The following is a 24,527-nucleotide window of genomic DNA, read 5'->3' as shown; positions in this document are numbered from 1 at the left end:
TTTATCATCTCCTTTAAAAATACATATTAGACACTATCACTAATGGGTGGTAAGATAAGTAGTAGTTAAAATGAAGGAGGAATGAATATGTGCAGAACAATTGTTGGAGTATCCGCTAATCTCTGTCCGGTGGACCCGGAAGGGAAAAACCTTCATTCCTCCGTATCTAGTCAGTTTGCGGAAGGGATTCGTCAAGCAGGCGGGCTTCCAATGGTCATCCCAATGGGGGATCCTTCCTTAGTTAAGGACTATGTTGAAACGATTGACAAATTGATCTTAAGCGGGGGCCAAAATGTGGACCCGAGTCTTTATGGTGAAGAAAAAACGATCGAGAGCGACGATTACAATATCGAACGGGACCAATTTGAGCTTGCCCTACTGAAGGAAGCGGTTCGCCAAAACAAACCGGTTCTAGGAATCTGCCGTGGGGTTCAGTTGATCAATGTGGCTTTTGGAGGAACACTCAACCAAGAGATCGAAGGGCATTGGCAAGGACTTCCGTTTGGGACTTCCCATTCTATAGAGACGAAAAAAGGTAGTGTGGTAGAGCAACTTTTTGGGCAGGCCAGTCGAATTAATTCCGTGCACCGTCAAAGTATCAAGGATCTCGCACCGAATTTCCGTGCGACCGCCTTTGATCCGCGCGATCACACCATCGAAGCCATTGAAGCAGTAGATGGTCATCGCATTATGGGCTTGCAGTGGCATCCAGAATACTTGGTCAATGAAGAAAAAGGGAATTTAGAACTCTTCCGTTATTTATTACAGGAATTATAAGAAAAAGAGAGGTTGAATTGGTATCAACCTCTCTTTTAGTGCACATAGGATATTTTACTCCATGTTTTCCTGACTCTTGTCGTGTGTGTTAACAGGCAAAAGACTAAAGATAGGGAGCTTTCCCAATGTATGTGTGAAAGAATAAGATAGGATATGTCCTGATTCACGATAGGCGATAGATAAAGACAACTACTATTTATCGCGTAAAAAAACAGGTTAGTCTAGCAGGGCTAGAACAAAACCTGTTTTAGAAATTAATTTTCACGTTTTTTGTAAACCAAGGCGCTTCCAGCTACTGCCAAAGCAAGTCCTGCAGCCACTAGTCCCTCACTCACTGTTTCACCTGTAGAAGGAAGAGTATGTTTCTTCTCTTCTTTTGGTTGACTTCCAGAAGGCTTATCACCTTTTGGTTTGTCTGTTGATGGAGTAGTTGGTGGAGTTGGAGGAGTAGTTGGCGGGGTCGGAGGTGTCGGAGGAGTTAGTTCATTAACTACATTTCCTTTATCTACAACCAAGTCTGTAGCTTGTACATAGTCTTCCGCTGTAACAGTGATTGGATTCGTTAATAGTTGGTAGCCAGTTGGCGCTGTTAACTCCTTGATGACATAATCTCTTGCTTCAAATCCTATGAAGGTTACAAGACCATCTGCATCCGAAGATACAGTTGCTTGACCTTCACCGTATGGATTAGCTACCGGAGTTGTACCATCTGCTTCAAAGAGTCCAAAGACAGCTCCTGCAAGTGCTTTACCTTCTTTATTCACCTTATGTAATTGAATATTGTAAAGTTTCAACTCAGGTTTGTCAACAGTCGGTGGTGTTGGTGGAATCGCAGTGAACGGTTTATTGACTACTTTTCCTTGATCAAGCACCTGGTCAGTTGAGGCAATCAATTGACTAGCTGAAACAGTAATCACTTCCTCAGAAAGTTGGTAACCTTCTGGAGCAGTGATTTCTTTTACCACATAATCCTTGGCTACAAGTCCTGTAAAGGTAACGAGGCCATTGGCATCTGAAGTTGCAGTCGCTTGGCCTTCTCCATATGGGTTGGCAACTGGAGTTGTACCATCTGCCTCAAAGAGTCCAAAGACGGCTCCAACAAGCGGTTTTCCTTCATTGTTAACTTTATGTAATTGAATGCTATAAAGCTTCAATTCAGGTTTGTCAACAGTCGGTGGTGTTGGTGGGATTGAAGTGAATGGTTTATTGACCACTGTTCCTTTGTCTACGACGAGGTTAGTCGCAGCTTTCAACTCGCTAGCAGAAACTTTAATCACATCTGTTGATAGTTGATAACCTTCTGGAGCTGTAAGCTCTCTCACTACATAATCTTTTGCTTCAAATCCTGTAAAGGTAACCAGACCACTGGCATCTGAAGTTGCAGTCGCTTGACCTTCGCCGTATGGGTTTGCTACAGGAGTCGTACCGTCGGCTTCAAAGAGACCAAATACAGCACCTGCAAGAGCATTTCCATCTGCGTTAGCCTTGTGCAATTGAATGTTGTAAAGCTTCAATTCAGGTTTGTCAACAGTCGGTGGTGTTGGTGGAATTGAAGTTGTTACCAATTTGTTAGTGAAGGATGTCTTATCACCATATGCCACAGAAGCTTTGAGTGTATTGCTTGCATCATCTTTTGTGACAGTTACAGTCGCAACAATACTTCCTTCATCGTAGGTCATTCCTTTTGCTTTGCTTTCAGGAATGACTTCTTTAATCGTGTAGTGGAAGGTTTTTCCTGCGTCCTCTGATGAATATGAAATGTCATCAAAGGCTACCGTACCATCTGCAGCATTTTGTTTTGTTTGAAGAACTTTTCCGGTTTCATCCAACAATTGGAAATTGAATTCGCCATTCTTCAATTCAGCACCTTCTAAAATCTTGCTCGCTGAAATTTTAGCTTTTGCTGGTTGAGGAGCCGTATAAGTATTTGAGAAGGTTTTATTTTCTGGATAAGCAACATCTGCTTTCAGGTTGTCGCCATCTTTTTTCACCTTAACAGTTACTTGTTTATCAGTCTTGTCATAGGTAATACCTGGGGTATTTCCAGCTACTTCCTTAACAGTGTAAGTATGTTCACCTTCTTCGGTGTACTCAATTGGTGCAAATGTTACTTTTCCGTTTTTGTTTGTAACAGTTTGAAGCTTAGTTGCACCCTCGTACAATTCAAAGCTGAATTCGCCATCTGTTAGATCACGACCGGTAAGAGTTTTATCAAGTTCGATGGTAGCTTTTGTTTCTTTTGGCTTATCTTTCGGATTTATAATTGTTTTCGTTACTGAATGATCAGCACCAAAATCTTCAACATTAACTACAGTATCAGCTTCTTTAATGATATGACCTGAAGGGGCTTCAATTTCAGTTAAGATATATTTATCTTTTAAGAGTTTTCCAACAGCAATATTTCCATTTTCGTCTGATTCAAACTCACCAATAACTTGATTATTCGCTTGACGAACAACTCTAAACTTAGCACCTTTAAGTGGTTGATTCGCATCATCTACTTTATGGATATTGATTGAGTAAACATAACCAACACCAGCACCACCAGCAATTTGAACAGCAGCAGCATTAGTTACATTTTTGCTTTCAATACCTAGACCTTTAAGAGTTGCTTCATTTTTCAAGACTTCTCCGTCGGCAGGATCATAATTTAAACGAACTTTATAATTAATACGATACTGATCTTGATCTGTAATGTCACCTAAATCAATAACAAATGATTGACCATCTTCGCTAATTGTAATCTTATGCTGGTCTGTTACATCAACTCTATCAGAGAATACCCATTCACCAGTATCATATGAGAATTTACCTTTAATAATCTTAATGCTATCTTTTACGTAAGAAGCATTTGTAAATTGCAAGTGGTCCTCAATCGTTACACCTTTGATGTTTTGTTTTGTACGATTGACTGAAATAGTGTATTGGACCTCTCTTTTATCACCTTCATTAACCCAACTAGTCTTTGTTAAAAGATAAGGATTACCATCGCCAATACCAGTAAATGATACTTTACCACCAACTTTTGTTTCTTTGTTAATGGTGATTTCTATCGGAATTTCACCTTTTTGTGGGTGTTTTTTGAAATCTATACGAGCATAGAAGAAGAAATTTCCACTTGTATCTGAGTGTTTTTCAACATAATCTGTATAGGTAATTGTAATGGATTTATTGTCTGGGTTTACATCAGCATTCGCTATGATTTCATTTGTATTGATATCACGAATTTTAAAGGAAGCTGAAGTAATCATTAAAGCATCTGGAACTGTAACTACAGTTGAATCTCCTGCTTTAACATTCTTTCCAGACAAATCGTAATCAGCGTTAATTCGGAATGTTGCCCATTGTTGTAATTCCCAATCAAGGTTGCCACCTTCATTATTGGTAACTTTGATATTTTTGATCGTATCGACCAATTTTCCGCTAACGGTCACTCCAGGAGTTTCTGCTGAAGTGCGATTTAGACCTAAAGCGAAAAGCATGGCCACTAAACAAAGGACAAATGAGAAAATTTTAATATTTCTATTCTTCATCTTATCTTCCCTTTTCATAAAAAATTAGTGCCTAGTTATCAATGCCTGATTACTCTTAAAGATAGGAACGTCCAAATCCTATCTGTTGGTAATAAGAATTGAGTGCTGAGACACGACCTCCATAAAATAATTTTATAGGGTAAAATATTTTACTTTTAAAATTATTCCCTACACAGGGAATTATAGCAAAAATAATGAGTAGCTTCAAGCTAAAAATGACGATTTTTAGTACAAAACATATATTAAATTATTTTTTCATTGACTGTCTAAAATATACAGAAAACATACATGAAAGTATCAAAAATAATTCAAAAATACAGATGATATTATTAAAAAAATTCGAATAATAGAATTGAAGAGACGCTAGGCCAAAGTGATGGTATAATAGAAGAGATGGAAACGAATTAGAATGAAAGAGGAATTATGATGACAAAAATTCGTGGATTTGAACTCGTATCAAGCTATACCAATCAGGACTTGCTACCAAAACGGGAAACAGCCCATGCAGCTGGCTACGACTTAAAGGTGGCAGAGCGCACAGTGATTGCACCAGGAAAAATCGTCCTCGTCCCAACTGGGGTCAAGGCCTATATGCAGCCGACTGAGGTGCTCTATCTCTACGACCGTTCGTCCAACCCTCGCAAAAAAGGTCTGGTCTTGATCAACTCTGTAGGGGTTATTGATGGCGACTACTATGGGAATCCAGGAAATGAAGGCCATATCTTTGCTCAGATGAAAAACATTACTAATCAGGAAGTCGTTCTTGAAGTTGGGGAACGTGTAGTCCAGGCTGTCTTTGCTCCTTTCTTAATTGCAGATGGAGATGAAGCAGACGGTGTTCGAACTGGTGGTTTTGGATCAACTGGGAAATAGAGGAATAAAATGGCAGACTATTTATTAGTTGTAGACATGCAGTCAGATTATGTTGCTGTAGGAAAAGCATATCATGAAGAACTGACTGCAGCTGTAAATGACAAAATTGCTACCTATCCCAGCGACCGAGTTATCTATATTCTCAATCGTTTTTTCTGGGAGAGAAAAGATAGAAAGAAGAAATTTGCGACCGGCTTGCTGCTTGTATCTTCTCGTATCTTTGAGAAGCGTCGGGCTTCGTGCTTTACTAATCCAGATTTAAAAGATTTTTTAGAGGAAAACGGTGCTAAAAGCATAGAGTTTATAGGGGTAGATGGCAATGGCTGTGTTAAGGCTTCCGTTTTCGCAGCTGCCAAGGAGAATTATCAGGTTTCTGTAGATTTGTCTGCTGTCGGAGTTGTCAACCAGAAGAAATTCTCTAAAACACTGAAGCAGTGGCAAGATTGCGGAATCAAGATTGGATAGTTTTATGGGGATCTTAATATGAAAATTATTTTTATCCGTCATGGGGAGCCAGATTACCGTGAGTTAGAGGAGCGTTCCTATACTGGATTCGGGATAGATTTGGCACCCTTATCTGAGAAAGGAAGACAACAAGCTCAGGAACTTTGCAAAAATCCTTTGTTTGGCTCAGCTGATATCCTGGTGTCTTCTGCAGTGACGCGAGCTTTAGAAACGGCTTTTTATGTATCCTGTGCTACTGGCCTTCCCTTGAGGGTAGAGCCATTATTGCATGAATGGCAGGTTTATGAAACAGGTATAGAGAACTTTGAAACAGCTAGATGTCTGTTTTTAGAAAACAAGGGGGAGTTGCTCCCAAATTCTCCTGTTCAATATGAGACAGCTGTAGAGATGAAGTCTCGTTTTCTAGAATGCATGGCTAAGTATCGGGAACATCAAACTGTGGTAGTTGTAGCCCATCGCATGCTCATGCGCCAGTTTGTGCCAAATGAGAAGATTGATTTTTGCCAAGTGATTGAGTGTGAGATAGAGATTTAGAAAGAGGTTTATCATCGCTAAGAAAAAAACGACATTTATTTGTCAAAATTGTGCCTATAATTCACCCAAATACCTAGGGCGCTGTCCTAACTGTGGTTCTTGGTCTTCCTTTGTGGAGGAAGTCGAAGTTGCAGAAGTTAAGAATGCCCGGGTATCCTTGACAGGTGAAAAGACCAAACCCATGAAATTGGCGGATGTGACCTCCATCAATGTCCATCGTACCAAGACCGAGATGGAAGAATTTAACCGCGTCCTTGGGGGCGGTGTGGTCCCAGGAAGTCTGGTCCTGATTGGTGGTGATCCAGGGATTGGGAAATCAACCCTGCTCCTTCAAGTATCAACTCAGTTATCTCAAGTGGGAACAGTCCTCTATGTCAGTGGAGAGGAGTCTGCTCAACAGATCAAACTCCGTGCAGAGCGCTTGGGGGATATCGACAGTGAGTTTTATCTCTATGCCGAGACCAATATGCAAAGCGTGCGAGCAGAAGTGGAACGCATCCAACCAGACTTTCTTATCATCGACTCTATTCAGACCATTATGTCTCCGGAGATTTCAGGAGTACAGGGATCGGTTTCTCAGGTGCGGGAAGTGACGGCAGAGCTCATGCAGCTAGCCAAGACCAATAACATCGCCATCTTCATCGTCGGACATGTGACCAAGGAAGGAACCTTGGCGGGCCCGCGTATGTTGGAGCACATGGTGGATACGGTGCTCTACTTTGAGGGGGAGCGCCACCATACCTTCCGGATTCTGAGAGCGGTCAAGAACCGCTTTGGCTCCACCAATGAGATTGGGATCTTCGAGATGCAATCAGGTGGGCTGGTCGAAGTTCTTAATCCGAGTCAGGTCTTTCTAGAGGAACGCTTAGATGGGGCGACGGGTTCTTCTATCGTGGTCACCATGGAGGGGACGCGTCCAATTCTTGCAGAAGTACAGGCCCTGGTGACTCCGACCATGTTTGGGAATGCTAAGCGGACGACGACGGGACTTGATTTTAATCGAGCTAGCCTCATCATGGCAGTGCTAGAAAAACGTGCCGGCTTGCTCCTTCAAAATCAGGATGCCTACCTCAAGTCTGCAGGTGGTGTCAAACTAGATGAGCCTGCTATCGACCTGGCCGTAGCAGTAGCAATTGCCTCGAGCTATAAGGACAAGCCAACCAACCCGCAGGAATGTTTTGTAGGGGAGCTGGGCTTGACAGGAGAAATCCGTCGGGTTAGCCGGATTGAGCAACGGATCAATGAAGCGGCTAAGCTCGGTTTTACCAAGATTTATGTTCCGAAAAACTCTCTGACTGGGATCACGACGCCATCGGGGATTCAGGTGATCGGTGTGACGACACTAAGTGAAGTCCTAAAAAAAGTATTTCAATAGAAGAAAAGGTTCTAAATGGAAAAGTTTAGAGCCTTTTCCGATGTGACAAATACATGCAGATAGCACCTGACAGAAAAGAGTGGATATGGTAAAATAATAGATGGTTTGAATTTCAAAGGAATAAAGGAGAGGCCATGTCTTATTTTGATAATTTTTTAACAGCCAACCAAGCTTATGTGGCGTTGCATGGAGACCTCCGTCTGCCGATTAAGCCAAAAACACAAGTCGCCATCGTGACCTGTATGGATTCCCGCCTTCACGTGGCGCCTGCACTAGGTCTGGCCCTTGGAGATGCCCATATTTTGCGGAATGCTGGAGGGCGCGTGACTGATGATATGATTCGCTCCTTGGTTATCTCCCAGCAGCAAATGGGAACCCGTGAAATTGTCGTCTTGCACCATACAGACTGTGGGGCACAAACCTTTGAAAACGAAGGTTTCCGGCAGCATCTAAAGAAAGAGCTGGGAGTAGATGTGGGAGATCGCGATTTCCTCCCCTTTCAAGACATTGAAGAAAGTGTCCGCGAGGATATGAAGCTTCTCAAGGCTTCCCCTTTGATTCCAGAGGATGTCATTATCTCAGGAGCTGTGTATGATGTGGATACCGGATTGATCTCCGAAGTGAAATAAAATAGAAGAGTCCAAGAAAACAACACAACTTTGTTTTCTCGGGCTTTTTTAATTGGTGTAAAAAAATTGAACCGGCTAGGAAAAAATGTGACAAAATGATTAAAAAATCGGTGTAAAATATGACAATTTTACAGAATTATGACATATTTATTTCGACACATTGATTCTCTGTGTCGATCATGTTACAATTTTATTTGTATCATGGAATCATGAAATATGAAAAAGGAGATCCTATAAATGAAGGATGTATTTAATAAGCGCCAGCGCTTTTCATTGCGAAAGTATAGCGTTGGGGTTTGTTCAGTTCTTTTAGGAACAGCACTATTTGCTGCAGGAGCCCAATCTGCGTCAGCGGATGAAGCAACAGCAGCCTCTGAATCTGCGGGAACAGCAGTTTCAGAAGCAGCACAACCTGCTACAACAGAGTCAAGTCAAGCAGAAGCACCAGCTGCTTCTAAGGCATACGGGGAAGGGGGATCAGTTCCAAAAATTGACCTTTCTGGGACTGCTGCTGCAACTTCAGAAACACCAGCTCCAGCAACTGAAAAAGCTGAAGTAGCTGAAACACCAGCTGCTACAGAAAACAAGGAAGCGAAAGCTGAATCTAAAAAAGAAGAAAAAGCAGAAACTAAAAAATCTGAAGAAGCTCCAAAAGCAGCATCGACAGAAACTAGCAAACCTGTAGAGAAAAAAGAGGCAAGCCCTAAACCTGCCTCTACAACAGCAGCTACAACAGCACCAACAGCACCAACAACTTCAACTCGTGCTGCAGCTAGTGAAAACTCAGAAGCAGCGACTACAAGTGAAGCGGCTCGAGTAGCACCGAATACTTTTTCAGCTACTGTAAATCCAGCAGCTCCGATCACTGGTACGGAAGCAGCTGTACGAGCAGATCGGGAAGCTAGCGATGAAGCGGCAGCGACTATCGCAACAGCCAATGTGGAACGTACAAATGCAGGAGCTTTAGCCGTAAGTAGCCGTAGCCGTCGTGGACGTCGTGCTGCTACAGACCACAATAACGAGCCGGTTGCTGTAGCAACTTTCCTAAAAGACGGTGAAGTTGCTACACCTGAGATGATGGATCCAAATGGTGCAAGTGTTGCATCTCAAACTGTACCAGCTGGATACCAAGCTAAAGAAGGCGACTTCTATACTTATGCTATTTGGGACCTTACTGAATTCAATAATCGTTATGGTACAAAATATTATGCGCGTGCCTATAAGAGATTTGATGACTCTACCGATACAACTGTTGAATTGCTCGACAAAAATACTGGTAGTGTAGTAGAAACAAGAACTATTACCGCTTCTAGTGGTGTTCAAAAGTTTACGACTACTACGGCAGCGTCTAATAGCCAATTAACTTTCCAAGTTGATTATCAAGCAGGTACTGGTGAAAAAGGTAAAGTAGCTCAACCATTTATTCAAAATGGTTATGCAGTTGGAAAGAGCATCACAGACTTAGTAGCTGCGGGGCACCAACTTACGCCTGCAGAGCAAGCACTTTATACTGCGGTTTATAACGCTCGTACTACAACTGATATTATCAACGTTGTTGAACCAGCTTACAATGGTCGTACAATTACTGATTCAAACGCTAAAATACCAGTAACAATTAATAAAACAACTTACTATAAAGTAGTTGATAAAAACAATCCAACATTTAACGCCAATAAAACAGATAAAACTGTTCAAGATTATAAAGAAAATGGTAATGAAGTTGAGTTAGCTAGATACACTCTTAAAGCTGAAGAAGGACAACGTTTCACAGCATCTGGCGAACGTCAATTTGATGGATACAAACTTTACCAAACTGCTGACGCAAATGATCAATCAGGTACTGTAAGTCGTCCTTACACCGTTGGTACGAAATTCATGGATGCGGACCGTTACGGTATCAAACGTATCAAAGAAGTTGTTGGAGAAGACGGTTCAGTCGTTATTCGTGTTTACTTGCTAGATCCAAGACAACAAAGCAAACGTTCTGATGGTTCATTAAGTACCGATGGCTATATGTTGCTAGCAGAAACGAAGCCGATTAAACCAGGTGAATGGAATTCACAGGATTTAGTTGTTAAGAAAACACCTCTTAGAACAATTTCATATACAGAAACTAATCCAAAAACTGGAGCAGTCACACAATATCCTAATGGTAAAGAAGTTCCATTTAACTTCCAAACAGCTTCTGGATATGCACCATATCATACTGTATTCGTGCCATTCTTAGGAGATGGAATTGGACACGGCTCAGCTAACTCACAATTGGAACGTGGAGTAGGAGGTATCGGTACCAACGTTGACTTGCTCAACTCTTTGACACCGTATAAACAACCTGTTTACTACTACGTGAAGCAAGAACCAGTAACAGTCACTCCAGAAGTTGAAAAACAATTGGAAGGACGTGTGCTTGTTGATGGTGAATTTAGCTTTAAGATTAAGGAAAACTCTTCTGCACCTGGTGTGGAAGAAACTGTCACAAATAAAAATGGTAAGGCAACCTTCCCTAAATTAACATTTAATAAAGTAGGTACTTATACTTATACTATTACCGAATTACCAGGTGCAGATAAGGATGTCGACTATGATGCTATGAAAGTAACCATGACTGTTACGGTTACTGAAAATGCAACAGGTGATTTGCAAGCTTCAGTTAAATACAGTGGTGCTGGTGGTTTTGCTTCAAGCGCAACTGATAAGATCTTCAACAACTACGTTGTAGCTCCTGTTAAGACTAAATTCGACTTCACCAAAGCTCTTGCAGGTCGTACTCTTAAAGATGGTGAATTCAGTTTCCAATTGAAAGATGCCAACGGAACTGTTCTTCAAACTAAGACTAATACTAAGGCAGGTGTTGTAGCCTTTGATGATTTGACATTCACAAATGCACAAGTTGGTACTCACAAGTACACTGTTGAAGAAGTTATCCCAGAAAATAAAGAAGCTGGTATGACTTACGATACAATGAAGGCGGAAGTAACCATCACTGTTACCAAGCAAGGTCACGTTCTTAAAGCAACAAACACACTTCCTGCAGATACAGAGTTCAACAATACCTTCACACCTGTTGCTACACAAGCTCAATTCAAGTTCACGAAGAAATTGGAAGGGAAAGAGCTTACGAAGGATGCCTTCACATTCGAATTGCTTGAAAATGGCAATGTCATCCAAACTAAGAAGAATGCGGCTGACGGATCTATCACATTTGATGCGATTGAATACAACGCTGTAGGTGAACACACATACACTGTACGTGAAGTAGCTGGAACAGATACAAACATCGACTACGATGATATGAATGCAGTCGTAACAGTTAACGTTACGAAAGATGCTACATCTGGTGTCTTGACTGCTAAGGTTACAATGCCTGCAGATACAGAGTTTAACAACTTTGCAGTAGCTCCAGTTAAGACTCGTTTCGACTTCAGCAAAGCCCTTGCAGGTCGTGAGTTGAAAGAAGGCGAATTTACATTTGTATTGAAAGATGCAAATGGTAAGACTCTTCAAACAAAGACCAATGCTAAATCAGGTGTTGTAGCCTTTGATGATTTGACCTTTGATAACACACAAGTTGGCACTCACAAGTATACTGTAGAAGAAGTTCAAGGTTCTGAAGCAGGAATGACTTATGACACAATGAAAGCTGAAGTAACAATCACTGTTACTAAAGAAGGTCACGTTCTTAAAGCAACCAAATCACTTCCTGCAGATACAGAGTTCAACAATGCCTTCACACCTGCTGCAACTCAAGCTCAATTCAAGTTCACTAAACGTCTTGAAGGGAAAGAACTTACAAAGGATGCCTTCACATTTGAATTGCTTGAAAACGGCAATGTGATCCAAACCAAGAAAAATGCAGCAGATGGATCTATCACATTTGATGCGATTGAATACAACGCTGTGGGTGAACACACTTACACTGTACGTGAAGTAGCTGGCACAGATACAAACATCGACTACGATTCAATGAATGCAGTCGTAACTGTTAATGTAACCAAAAATGCAGCTACAGGTATCTTGAGCGCAGCTGTTACAATGCCTGAAGATACAGAATTCAACAACTATGTGGTTTCACCAGTTGTGACTAAGTTTGACTTCACTAAGAAGTTGGCTGGTCGTAAATTGGCTGCAGGTGAATTCAGCTTCGTATTGAAAGATTCAACTGGTAGAGAAGTTGAAACTGTGCAGAATGATGCTGACGGTAATGTTACCTTCTCAGAATTGTCATTTGACAATACAAAAGTTGGTACCCACACATATACTGTAGAAGAAGTGATTCCGGCAAACAAAGAATTTGGAATGACTTACGACCAAATGAAGGCTATAGTGACTGTTGAAGTTGCGAAGAACGGTCATTCATTGACAACTGTTACAAACGTGACATCAACTGGTGGTAAAGATGCCAATGGTAACGCTACTGATGGTGCTGCAGATAAAGAATTCAACAACAAAGTTACTCCTCCAGAAACTCCAGAATTCCAACCAGAAAAATTCGTTGTAAGCAAAGAAAAATATGATATCACTGGTCATAAATTGACTGATGATGACGATGATGTTCCTGGTAACGAGTACACAGCAACAAACGCCAATCCATATGTTGATGGTGTTGCCAACAACGAACCAGAAAACTTGAATACTAAGACTGTTGAACGCGGTTCTAAATTGGTATACCAAGTATGGCTTGATACTACTAAATTCACAGAAGCTAACAACATCCAATACGTTGGTGTATCTGATACATACGATGCAGAAAAATTGGACGTTAATGCAGCGGATATCAAAGCTTACGATTCAGTAACTGGTGCAGAAGTAACCAATAAATTCGACATCAAAGTTGAAAACGGCACCATCACTGCAACTTCTAAGGAAGCATTTATCAAAGACAAAGTAAACGCTCCTGTTATCGACACCACTAAGTTCGAATTTGGACGTTACTATAAATTTGATATTCCAGCAACTGTGAAAGAATCTGTTAAAGCTGGTGCTGATATTGAAAATACAGCTAACCAAACAGTTCACGTTTACAACCCAGTAAGCAAGACAGTTGAAAAACCTGAAAAACCAACACAAAAACGTGTCAACAGTGTTCCAGTTCCAGTGGAAATGAACTTCACTAAACGTTTGGAAGGTCGTGAACTTCAAGCCAAGGAATTCGAATTCGTATTGAAGAAAGACGGCGTTGAAGTTGAACGCGTGAAGAACGACGCTGCTGGTAAGATTGTCTTCAAGACTCTTAAATTTGGTCGCGATGATCTTGGTAAGACTTACAACTACACAGTTGAAGAAACTCCTGGTACAGATGCAACTGTCACATACGACACAATGGTTGCTACTGTTAAAGTGGTTGTTTCACACGATGGTACAGCTAAAGCAATCGTTGCCAACGTAACAGATGCTGCTGATAAAGAATTCAACAACCGTGTAACACCTCCAGAAGAACCTAAGTTCCAACCAGAGAAATACGTTGTTTCTAAAGAGAAATACGATATCACAGGTGACAAGCTCGTTGACGATGATAAAGAGTTGGCAGACAAGTACGCAGATACAAATGCGAACCCATATGCGGACGATGCATCAAACAACGAAGCAGAAAACTTGAATACCAAGACTGTTGAACGTGGTTCTAAATTGGTTTACCAAGTATGGTTGGATACAACTAAATTTGATACAGCTAACAAGGACAACATCCAAACAGTTGGTATCTCAGATAACTATGATGAAGCTAAATTAAATCTTAATAAAGCTGACATCAAAGCCTATGACTCTGTAACAGGCGCAGAAGTAACAGATAAATTCGATATTACTGTGAACAACGGTGTGATCACTGCTAACTTGAAAGCTGGCTTCACGAAGTCACTTGGCGATGCAGAAAACACACAAGTCATCGACACAACTAAATTCGCATTTGGACGTTACTACAAGTTCGATATCCCAACAACAGTGAAAGACGATGTGGTAGCTGGTGCAGATATCGAAAATACTGCGGCTCAAGTTGTAAACTACTACAACCCAACGACTAAGAAAGTTGAAAAACCTGAAAAACCAACTGAAAAACGTGTAAACAATGTTCCAATCTCAGTTGAATTTAACTTCACTAAGAAATTGGAAGGTCGCGACCTTAAAGCTGGCGAATTCACATTCGAGTTGAAAGATAGCGACAATGTTGTGATCGCAACGGCAACCAACGACGCAAGCGGCAACTTCAAGTTCACTCCAGTTGACTACACAAACAAAGCTGGTAAAACTGTCACTGCCCTTAAATACCAGAAGGGTCAAGAAGGTACGTACACTTACACTGTAACAGAGGTTAAGGGTACAGATTCAACTGTTACTTACGATGAAATGGCTGCAGTTGTAACTGTTAAAGTAAGTCATGATGGTACTGCGAAAGCCTTGATCACAAACGTGACAGATCCTGCCGATAAAGAATTCAACAACCGTGTCACTCCACCAACAGAACCTAAGTTCCAACCAGAGAAATACGTTGTTTCTAAAGCGAAATTCGATATCACAGGTACGAAGCTCGTTGATGACGATTCTGAATTGACAGATAAATATGGTGAAACAAACACCAATCCATATGTCGATACAACTGCCAACAACGAAGATGAAAACTTGAATACTAAGACAGTTGAACGTGGTCAAAAACTTTACTACCAAGTATGGTTGGATACAACTAAATTTGACGCAAACAACAAAGACAACATCCAAACAGTAGGAATCACAGATAACTACGACAAGGATAAATTGACTGTTAATGCTTCAGATATCAAGGTTTACGATTCAGTTACTGGTGCAGATGTAACAACTAAATTTGATATCTCTGATAACAATGGTGTTCTGACAGCTAACCTGAAAGCAGGCTTCACTAAGTCACTTGGCGACGCTGAAAACACTCAAATCATTGATACTACTAAGTTCGAATTTGGACGCTACTATAAATTTGATATCCCAGCAACAGTGAAAGACGATGTTGTAGCTGGTGCCGATATTGAAAACAAAGCAGCTCAAGTTGTTAACTACTACAATCCAGTAAGTAAGACTGTTGAAAAACCAAACAAACCAACTGAAAAACGTGTCAACAGTGTTCCAATCTCAGTTGAATTCAACTTCACTAAGAAATTGGAAGGTCGCGACCTTAAAGCTGGCGAATTTACATTCGAGTTGAAAGACAGCGACAATGTTGTGATCGCAACTGCAACCAACGACAAAGCTGGTAAGATCAAGTTTGCTCCAGTAGAGTACACCAATAAAGCTGGTAAAACTGTCACTGCCCTTAAATACCAGAAGGGTCAAGAAGGTACCTACAAGTACACAGTAGAAGAAGTTAAAGGAAGCGACGCAACCGTTACATACGATACAATGAAAGCTGTCGTTACAGTTGAAGTTCGTCATGATGGTACAGCGAAAGCCTTGATCACAAACGTGACAGATCCTGCTGATAAAGAGTTCAACAATACTGTTCGTCCTCCAGAAGAACCTAAGTTCCAACCAGAGAAATACGTTGTTTCTGAAGAGAAATTCGATATCACAGGTGACAAGCTCGTTGATGATGATAAAGAGTTGGCAGACAAGTACGCAGATACAAATGCGAACCCATATGCGGATGATGCATCAAACAACGAAGCTCAAAACTTGAATACTAAGACTGTTAAACGTGGCGACAAGTTGGTTTACCAAGTATGGTTGGATACAACTAAATTCGACGCAGCTAACAAGGACAACATTCAATCAGTAGGAATCACAGATGACTACGATGAAACTAAGTTGGATCTTGATTCTACTAAGATCAAAGCTTACGATTCAGTAACAGGTGATGATGTAACAGCTAAATTCGATATCGCTGTGAACAACGGTGTGATTACTGCAACCCTTAAAGATGGCTTCACTAAGTCACTTGGCGACGCAGAAAACACTCAAGTGATCGACACAACTAAATTCGCCTTCGGACGTTACTACAAGTTCGACATCCCAACAACAGTGAAAGCTGATGTTCCTGGCGGAGTAGATATCGAAAATACTGCGGCTCAAGTAGTCAACTACTACAACCCAACAACTAAGAAGGTTGAAAAACCAAACAAACCAACTGAAAAACGTGTAAACAACGTTCCAGTTGAAGTGGAATTCAACTTCACTAAACGTTTGGAAGGCCGTGAGTTGAAAGCGAGCGAATTCAGCTTCGTGCTTAAAGATTCAGAAGGTAAGACTCTTGAAACTGTAAGCAACGATGCATCAGGTAACGTTAAGTTCTCTAAACTTGAGTTCAAGAAAGGCCAAGAAGGCGTACACAACTACACTGTAGAAGAAGTTAAAGGAAGCGACGCAACCGTTACATACGACACAATGAAAGCGAATGTAACAGTCACAGTTAAACACGACGGTACTGCTAAAGTTCTGATCGCGACTGTAGGCGACATTGCGGATAAAGAATTTAACAACCGTGTAACTCCTCCAGAAGAACCTAAGTTCCAACCAGAGAAATACGTTGTTTCTGAAGAGAAATTCGATATCACAGGTGACAAGCTCGTTGATGATGATAAAGAGTTGGCAGACAAGTACGCAGATACAAATGCGAACCCATATGCGGACAATGCATCAAACAACGAAGCTCAAAACTTGAATACTAAGACTGTTAAACGTGGCGACAAGTTGGTTTACCAAGTATGGTTGGATACAACTAAATTCGACGCAGCTAACAAGGACAACATCCAATCAGTAGGAATCTCAGATGACTACGATGAAACTAAGTTGGATCTTGATTCTACTAAGATCAAAGCTTACGATTCAGTAACAGGTGATGATGTAACAGCTAAATTCGATATCGCTGTGAACAACGGTGTGATCACTGCAACTCTTAAAGATGGCTTCACGAAGTCACTTGGCGATGCGGACAACACTCAAGTGATCGACACAACTAAATTCGCCTTCGGACGTTACTACAAGTTCGACATCCCAACAACAGTGAAAGCTGATGTTCCTGGCGGAGTAGATATCGAAAATACTGCGGCTCAAGTAGTCAACTACTACAACCCAACGACTAAGAAGGTTGAAAAACCAAACAAACCAACTGAAAAACGTGTAAACAACGTTCCAGTTGAAGTGGAATTCAACTTCACTAAACGTTTGGAAGGCCGTGAGTTGAAAGCGAGCGAATTCAGCTTCGTACTTAAAGATTCAGAAGGTAAGACTCTTGAAACTGTAAGCAACGATGCATCAGGTAACGTTAAGTTCTCTAAACTTGAGTTCAAGAAAGGCCAAGAAGGCGTACACAACTACACTGTAGAAGAAGTTAAAGGCTCAGACGCAACCGTTACATACGACACAATGAAAGCGAATGTAACAGTCACAGTTAAACACGATGGTACTGCTAAAGTTCTGATCGCGACTGTAGGCGACATTGCGGATAAAGAATTTAACAACCGTGTGACTCCTCCAGAAACTCCAGAATTCAATCCAGAAAAATATGTTTTAAACGAAAAAGAATTTGATTTGACTGGAACTTCATTATTAGATGATGATAAAGAGTTGGCAGACAAGTACGCAGATACCAATGCGAACCCATATGCGGATGATGCATCTAATAACGAAGCAGCGAATATCAATACTAAATCAGTTAAACCAGGTCAAAAACTTGTTTACCAAGTATGGTTGGATACAACTAAATTCGACGCAAACAACAAAGACAACATCCAATCAGTAGGAATCACAGATGACTACGATGAGGCAAAAGTCGACGTTGAAGCTTCAGCTATTAAAGCATACGATGGTAAGACTGGTGCGGATGTAACAGCTAAATTCGATATCGCTGTGAACAATGGTGTGATTACTGCAACTCTTAAAGATGGCTTCACGAAGTCACTTGGCGACGCAGAAAACACTCAAATCATTGATACAACTAAATTCGAATTCGGACGTTACTACAAGTTTGATATTCCAGCAACTGTTAAAGCGGATGTTAAAGGCGGAGTAGACATCGAAAATACTGCGGCTCAAGTTGTAAACTACTACAACCCAGTAAGCAAGACTGTTGAAAAACCAAGCAAACCAACTGAAAAACGTGTAAACAGCGTACCAGTACAAGTAGAATTCAACTTCACTAAACGTCTAGAAGGACGTGAATTGAAAGCTAACGAATTCAGCTTCGTACTGAAAGATTCAACAGGTAAAGTTGTTGAAACTGTAAGCAACGATGCATCAGGTAACGTTAAGTTCTCTAAACTTGAATTCAAGAAAGAACAAGCAGGAGTTCACAACTTCACAGTTGAAGAAGTGAAAGGTACTGACGGAACTGTTACTTATGATAAGATGAAAGCAGTAGTAACTGTAGAAGTTAAACATGACGGAACAGCGAAAGCTCTCATCACTAACGTAACAGATCCAGCAGACAAAGAGTTCAACAACAAGGTGACTCCACCAGAAACTCCAGAATTCAACCCAGAGAAGTATATCCTGAATGAATCTAAATTCGATCTTACAGGTGTGAAACTTCTCGACGATGATAAAGAGTTGAAGGATAAAGTTGCGGAAACAAACGCAAATCCTTACGTTGATAAGACTGATAACAACGAAGCTCAAAATATCAATACCAAAACACTCAAGAAGGGTGATAAAGTATACTACCAAGTATGGTTGGATACAACTAAATTCACTGAAGCACACAATATTCAATCTGTTGGTGTTACAGATAAATATGACAGTGCAAACTTGAATGTCAACGGAGCTGATATTAAGGCATACGACTCTGTAACAGGAGAAGATGTAACAGCTAAGTTTGATATCAAGGTTGAAAACGGTGTGATTACTGCAACTTCTAAAGCAGACTTGACTAAGTCACTTGGAGACGCAGAAAATACACAAGTTATCGACACAACTAAGTTGGCCTTCGGACGTTACTACAAGTTTGAAATCCCTGCAGAAATTAAACAATCTGCTCAAGAGGGTGTGGATATCGAAAATACAGCTTCACAAATCGTACACCAATACGATCCAACTAAGAAGTCTGTAGAAAAACCAGAAAAACCAACTGAAAAACGTGTAGTCAACATTCCAGTTAAAGTTCAATTCCAATTTACTAAGAAATTGGAAGGTCGTGAGTTGAAGGCTGGTGAATTCAGCTTCGTTCTTAAGGACGAAAAAGGAAATGTGATCGAAACCGTAACTAATGATGCGGCTGGTAAGATCCAATTCTCAGCACTTGAATTCAAGCGTGGTGAAGAAGGAACTCATCTCTACCATGTAGAAGAAATCCGTGGCACAGATTCTAGCGTTGAATACGATAAGATGGTTGCTACTGTGGGTATTATGATTAATAAAGACGGTAAAGTATTGACGGCTGTTACTCAGTTGCCAGAAGATACAGAGTTTAACAACACTGTTATTCCGCCAACACCACCAACAACACCGCCTAATACACCACCAACACCGCCAACAACACCACCTAATACACCACCAACAACACCACCAACAACACCGCCAACACCGCCAACACCAACAACTCCACCAGCTCCAGCACTTCCTGAAACTGGTGAAGATCAATCAGCTTCTGCTGCATTGTTAGGTGCTGCACTTGGTATGGTTGGCCTTGCGGGACTTGCAAAACGCAAAAAACGCGAAGACTAAAATTGAGGTGACATCGACAAACTAGTTGATGAGGTGACAATTTTAGATCCAACAGGAAGAGGCTTTGCTCGAAAGAGCAAGGCCTCTTTGTTTGTTGTTGAAAACTTAGAAAAATTGCATATATATTATGAAATGTTTCAGAAATTATTCGATTAGTTATTTTATTCTGTTACTAGTTTCAACCGATTTTTGTTGACTTAAAATATGGAAAACAGTATACTAGTAAAGTAATTTGATCTTTCAAACTGCCGGCAACAAGGGGAATGAAGCCACTTTGAATTGGAATTACAGTAGGGTTTGGAGTGGAAGAACTTCACACCCTTATTGTCGTCGGTTACCCTCATAAACGGGACATAGATTCCGAATGATTTGTATAAATATAAAAAACTTCCTTGGAACAGAATTCCATAGGAAGTTTCTTTGTGTTTGGGATCTAATCTTGTTTCTTTTTGTAAGAGATAAGACTGGCCAAACCTGCTAAGAGACCAAGTCCAAGTAGGGCTAAGTGAGAGGTCTTTTCACCTGTTGCAGGTAGGTGCGTTTCTTCTTGGGGAGTATTAGGAACAGCTTCAAGGAGATCCTCTGTTTGGCTTATATTTTCAAGAGGTTTCTCCTCTTCTTTGTTAGAGAGAAGTATTGACCCCTTTTCTTCATGAACGCCAGTTGTGTTTGCTTTTGTCACGGAAGGAAGAGGGCTAACTGTTTCTTCTTTTTCGGTTTCTGGGGATGGTTGTGGAGTAGGGATTTCTTTGTCCTTGTAGGCAAAGATCAAGATGGTTGTTCCCACTTCTACGTTCCCAGTTTGTTCAGCTGCACCGATCCGTTCGTAGATGTGGCCGTCGTAGGAGATTTCATCTGGTGCGATAGCGACGTAAGGGGTTCCATTGTCCACATTGGTTGCAACAGCAAGCTCTGCTTGCAATTCAGTGCTAGTATCTTGGATGACAAATCGCGCGATGACCGTTCCTGTAGCTAACTTGTAATCATAGATGACAGTTTTCATTCCTTTCGTGACGGTGCCACTTGGATCCGCAGAATCAGCACGGTGCCCAACTAGATGGTAGACGAGGCCATCTTTTGTGATTTCTGTTGGTGCCTCACTGGTGTACTTGGTACCGAAATCTACCTCTGTAGCAAGGTCTTGCGCCTCTTGCAGATCAGTGTCACTTCCCTGAGTGAGGAATCGTACTCTGACAGATCCTTTGGTGATGGTATAGGAAATAGCGTTATCAGCTGTTGGAGACTCAGGGATTGGAAGAAGATAGCCTTTGGTCTCGTCAAGAGGATCGACAAGGTTTAAGACTTGTCCATTAGCGTCTTTTGGCTCTAATTCCTCCACGTAAGGTAGGATAGCAGTAGGAGATGCGATGGCAGTTGGATTTGTGGAATCATTTAGATAAGTGATCTCTTTAAGAGCATTGGCTGGTTCTTTACCAGTGGCATAGCTGATCCTATAGACACCAACTGGTCGATAGATGACCGTATCTGTGATATCTGCTGCATCAGCATGAATGCCAGTATGGTGACCTGCTTTTGTCAGATCAGAAGAGACGGCATCAGTCGATTCTTCTGCTACGACAACATAGCCTTTTTTGACGGGATTTTCGAGAGCTATAAAACTCGTGCCGTCTTGAGCTGTCCAGTCTTCAAGCTTCGTCTCGCCTGTCACCAAATTGATGCTTCCTTTGCGAGCGAAATGAAGGCTGTCAGTATGGTCAGCTATTCCTGCAGGCCGGCGGTTAGATCCATCCTGGTCCTCTGTTACATAGGTCACTGTACGAGTCACTGTTTCAGATAAATGATCCAGATCAGCAGTTGTTTGACCAGCTGGAGCTAGAGGAGTTGGAAAGACACGACCCTCGCTATCTCCTGGGACAAGTTGACCGGCTTGGATGGGTTGTGCTTCTGAAAATTCTACAATTTTTGGTGCCAAGCGGACAATAAACTCTTGAACGCCATCTTCATTTGTGTTGTTAGCGTCGCGGTCAAAGTTTGGTTGTCCGTCTGCATCGAAGCCATTCTCTACTAGTTCATAGCCTTTCTTCAAATAGTTGGCAATGGTTTCTTTTGTCGAGTAATTGATCTTTTCACCTGTATGCCCAACCAAGTCACTGGAACGCTTGAGCTCAACTCCGTTTTTATCTTGATAAAGAACATGAGCGGCTTCATTGAGTTTGACGTAGAGCATATCCCATACATCTAGACTAGGAACATCGATAGCAGCCATCCATTGGCCAGCTCCTCCGTCATAATAAACATTTGCGCTTGTTTCCCGGAGGTTGATGTTGTATGTTCCTTCAACAGCATCAGGTGTGGCCCAGTAAATGCTGGCGTGTTCAGCCTGGTCTTTTGTGATTTTTCCGAGTGGAACAAAAGCTTGAATATTGGTTAGTTTTTCGGTTGTATTCACAGCACTGTTCCATTTGTTTTCAGTGATGCCAACCAAATTGATCAAGTGAGCAATTCGATCACCCATCTTGGTTTCTTTTGTAATGGTATAAATGGTTCCAGGTTGAACCCTATCTGCGTTATCCAGGTTGGATCCGATGAAGTTGCCGTTCACCAGTACATTGGTATTGTCTACAATCCGACGAGTATCATGCGCCAAGGTGTCGCGACCACGAAGAAGTTCTTGATAAGCAACGATGAATTCTTGGTAGTTGAATTCTGCATTGGCAAAGTCAGCATTGACCGGTAAGTTTTGATTGAGATACCATTCGGCTTGAATCACCCCAAAACCTTTGGCATCTTGAGAAGTATTGAGGGCTGCAGTCGTCATATGGTAACCACCACTCGCTGCGATAATAGCATCTGTCAGCAATTCGTTGTCTTTGCTGAGGGTCGATGCATTTTTACCACGGTGAGTATAGGCTGCGATGATGGGAGATTTTCCCTTGTATAAATCACGCATCCGTTCGGTGAGGCGAGTCAAGGCTTGGTAGGTAGAGTCATAGTAAATGCTATCACCCCAAACTTCTGCATAAGGAGCAGAGACATTGGTCTTACCTAGTCGATCAGCGTCTCCAGTGGAGATATCGTTGATCATGAAGTCATAGCCTTCTTTTTTGAGAGCTTCGGCAGCAGCCACGGCTAGTTCTGGATAGTGCTCGCTCAAAGAGAAGCCTTTTCCAGGTTCACTGACTTTTTCCACCCAGTTAGAACCCATGGTATCCCCTTGCCATCCATCAAAATTGCCTTCTTTCATGGCTTTGGTCATGACTTCAATGATAAATTTTTGCCAATTTGGATCGCCTGGATCGAGAAATTGTTGGATATCGGTCGCTGTGACATCTCCCTTCTTACCAAAGTTGAAATGGTCTTCTAGATTGCGAACGATGGCACTTTTCACTTCATTTGGGACCCCTTCTTCGAGGGAAACCGCATAAATCATGTTATAGAGCATGGCTTTGGCACCAGTAGTATGGACATGATCCACCAGCTCTTTGACTGCTTCTGTATCGATGACAGGTAAGTAGGACTTGCGCTTGTCAGGATCTGTTTCGCTATTTGGAATCAAGAAAGTCGCCCAATCTTGAGTGAAACGTTCAACATTTGCTGGGAATGGGTTGGCAGGTGTATTGTAGACATCGTAGAAGAAATAGCTGTTGATGTGCATATTGGCCAATTGGTCAATACTATTCTTGTAGCCTTCTACCTGATCATTGGTGATGGAGTTGTGATTGTCTTTTGAGCCGGCAACTACCCCATAACGTGGGTAGATCGTCCAGTCATCTTCAACAGCAAGACCCGCTGCCTTATGAAAGGCTTGGGAACCATCTGCTTTCTTACCAAGGACATCTACGATAAATCCAGCATTAGGTGAAAAGACAGTACTTGGAATCGTTAGTGCATTTCCTTCAAGGTTTTTCTTTTCATAAATGATCTGATCCAAATGGGAGACAGTGACATCAGATGTAACCACTTCAGGGTTGTTGATGGAGATCCGAACATCTTCTCCACTTTTATAAGTTGCTTTATCAAAGGTGACGTCGTTAGTGATTTTTGGGGTATTATAAGTAGTTGCTGGAGTAGGACTGACTGCTTGAGTGGTAGTCACTGTTGGTGTTGATTCAGCTGGTGAAGGTGTAGCATCTGTAGCTGCAACTTCTTCACTAGTAGGGGTAAGTGTGCTCCTAGTGGTTGCTACTGGTTGATTGCTTGCTGTGATCTCAGAAGTCTGATTGCTATTGATTTCGTCAGCCGTGGCAACAGAGCTTAGTATCAAGGCTCCGAAAAGAGTAATCATAGAGACTAGTGCCTTATTGCGTTTGCGAAAATAGCCGTGGCCTTTTTCAGAGATACTGCTTTGTGCTTGTTTCATTTCTTCCTCCCCAATACTGTCTATGCAGTTCGTTCAACATTATTTAAAAAAAAGTTGATTTTGTATACCCCAGTATACGACTTTCCACTAGATAGTGTCAATTTAAAAAAGTAAATGAGATTGGAAGTTTTCATAAAAGTATTAGAAAACAGCACTAAATAAGGGTTTTTGGTTCGGAAAAATAAAAAAACAAAAAACGTTTGACATAAAATTTCCCCGCATCTAAAAAATGGTACAAATTAGTGATAAATACAAAATAAGAAGAATCAGTTGTAAAACTGGGGAAAGCTCGTTACTAAAGGACATTCTGCAATTTATTCTATTTTCATTACTCTAGATTAAGTTAAAAAATTTTTTTTAGAAAAAAAAACTGGCAAAAATTAGATATCAAACGTTTGACATAT

The 24,527-nt window shown here is 41.3% G+C and carries 9 protein-coding genes and 2 pseudogenes; 7 read left to right on the top strand and 4 right to left on the bottom strand.

Annotation, left to right across the window (positions count from 1 at the left end; translation table 11 throughout):
• The first annotated feature begins 87 nt into the window (after positions 1 to 87).
• Positions 88 to 777, top strand: a complete 690-nt coding sequence (locus QM968_RS05960) for a gamma-glutamyl-gamma-aminobutyrate hydrolase family protein (RefSeq protein WP_003002057.1) — start codon at positions 88 to 90, stop codon at positions 775 to 777.
• A gap of 254 nt (positions 778 to 1,031) precedes the next feature.
• On the opposite strand, the gene QM968_RS05955 is transcribed toward QM968_RS05960, so the two are convergent.
• The 3 genes and pseudogenes from QM968_RS05955 to QM968_RS05945 form a co-directional block, all read right to left on the bottom strand.
• Positions 1,032 to 1,292, bottom strand: coding sequence for an LPXTG cell wall anchor domain-containing protein (locus QM968_RS05955; RefSeq protein ID WP_414382984.1), 261 nt, complete (start codon positions 1,290 to 1,292; stop codon positions 1,032 to 1,034).
• 9 nt (positions 1,293 to 1,301) lie between these two features.
• A pseudogene (locus tag QM968_RS05950) lies at positions 1,302 to 2,657 on the bottom strand (MSCRAMM family protein); the annotation flags it as partial.
• A 48-nt stretch (positions 2,658 to 2,705) separates the two neighbouring features.
• Positions 2,706 to 4,310: pseudogene (locus tag QM968_RS05945) on the bottom strand (Ig-like domain-containing protein); the annotation flags it as partial.
• Positions 4,311 to 4,736: 426 nt separating this feature from the next.
• On the opposite strand from QM968_RS05945, the gene QM968_RS05940 reads away from it, so the two are divergent.
• The 6 genes from QM968_RS05940 to QM968_RS05915 all read left to right on the top strand — a co-directional run bounded on the left by QM968_RS05940 (position 4,737) and on the right by QM968_RS05915 (position 19,802).
• Positions 4,737 to 5,183 carry a dUTP diphosphatase gene (locus tag QM968_RS05940; RefSeq protein WP_414382982.1) on the top strand — a complete coding sequence of 149 codons (447 nt, stop codon included), beginning with the start codon at positions 4,737 to 4,739 and terminating at the stop codon, positions 5,181 to 5,183.
• Positions 5,184 to 5,192: 9 nt separating this feature from the next.
• Complete coding sequence (locus tag QM968_RS05935; protein ID WP_414382943.1) at positions 5,193 to 5,648, top strand: isochorismatase family protein; 456 nt, start codon at positions 5,193 to 5,195, stop codon at positions 5,646 to 5,648.
• A gap of 18 nt (positions 5,649 to 5,666) precedes the next feature.
• Complete coding sequence (locus QM968_RS05930; RefSeq protein ID WP_414382941.1) at positions 5,667 to 6,182, top strand: histidine phosphatase family protein; 516 nt, start codon at positions 5,667 to 5,669, stop codon at positions 6,180 to 6,182.
• Positions 6,183 to 6,195: 13 nt separating this feature from the next.
• Positions 6,196 to 7,557, top strand: a complete 1,362-nt coding sequence (gene radA, locus QM968_RS05925; RefSeq protein WP_414382980.1) for a DNA repair protein RadA — start codon at positions 6,196 to 6,198, stop codon at positions 7,555 to 7,557.
• 134 nt (positions 7,558 to 7,691) lie between these two features.
• Positions 7,692 to 8,186, top strand: a complete 495-nt coding sequence (locus QM968_RS05920; protein ID WP_009731794.1) for a beta-class carbonic anhydrase — start codon at positions 7,692 to 7,694, stop codon at positions 8,184 to 8,186.
• A gap of 237 nt (positions 8,187 to 8,423) precedes the next feature.
• Positions 8,424 to 19,802: a Spy0128 family protein gene (locus QM968_RS05915; protein ID WP_414382939.1), complete on the top strand. Its 11,379-nt coding sequence runs from the start codon at positions 8,424 to 8,426 to the stop codon at positions 19,800 to 19,802.
• A gap of 433 nt (positions 19,803 to 20,235) precedes the next feature.
• Here the strand turns inward: QM968_RS05915 and QM968_RS05910 are convergent, their stop codons facing one another.
• Positions 20,236 to 24,123 carry a glycoside hydrolase family 66 protein gene (locus QM968_RS05910; protein ID WP_009731790.1) on the bottom strand — a complete coding sequence of 1,296 codons (3,888 nt, stop codon included), beginning with the start codon at positions 24,121 to 24,123 and terminating at the stop codon, positions 20,236 to 20,238.
• Between the last annotated feature and the right edge of the window lie 404 nt (positions 24,124 to 24,527).

The sequence above is a fragment of the Streptococcus sp. OMI870 genome (genome assembly GCF_047460295.1).
GTDB lineage: Bacteria > Bacillota > Bacilli > Lactobacillales > Streptococcaceae > Streptococcus.
Note: the sequence above shows the minus strand (reverse complement) of the source record. Positions and strands in the feature narration are given on the sequence as shown.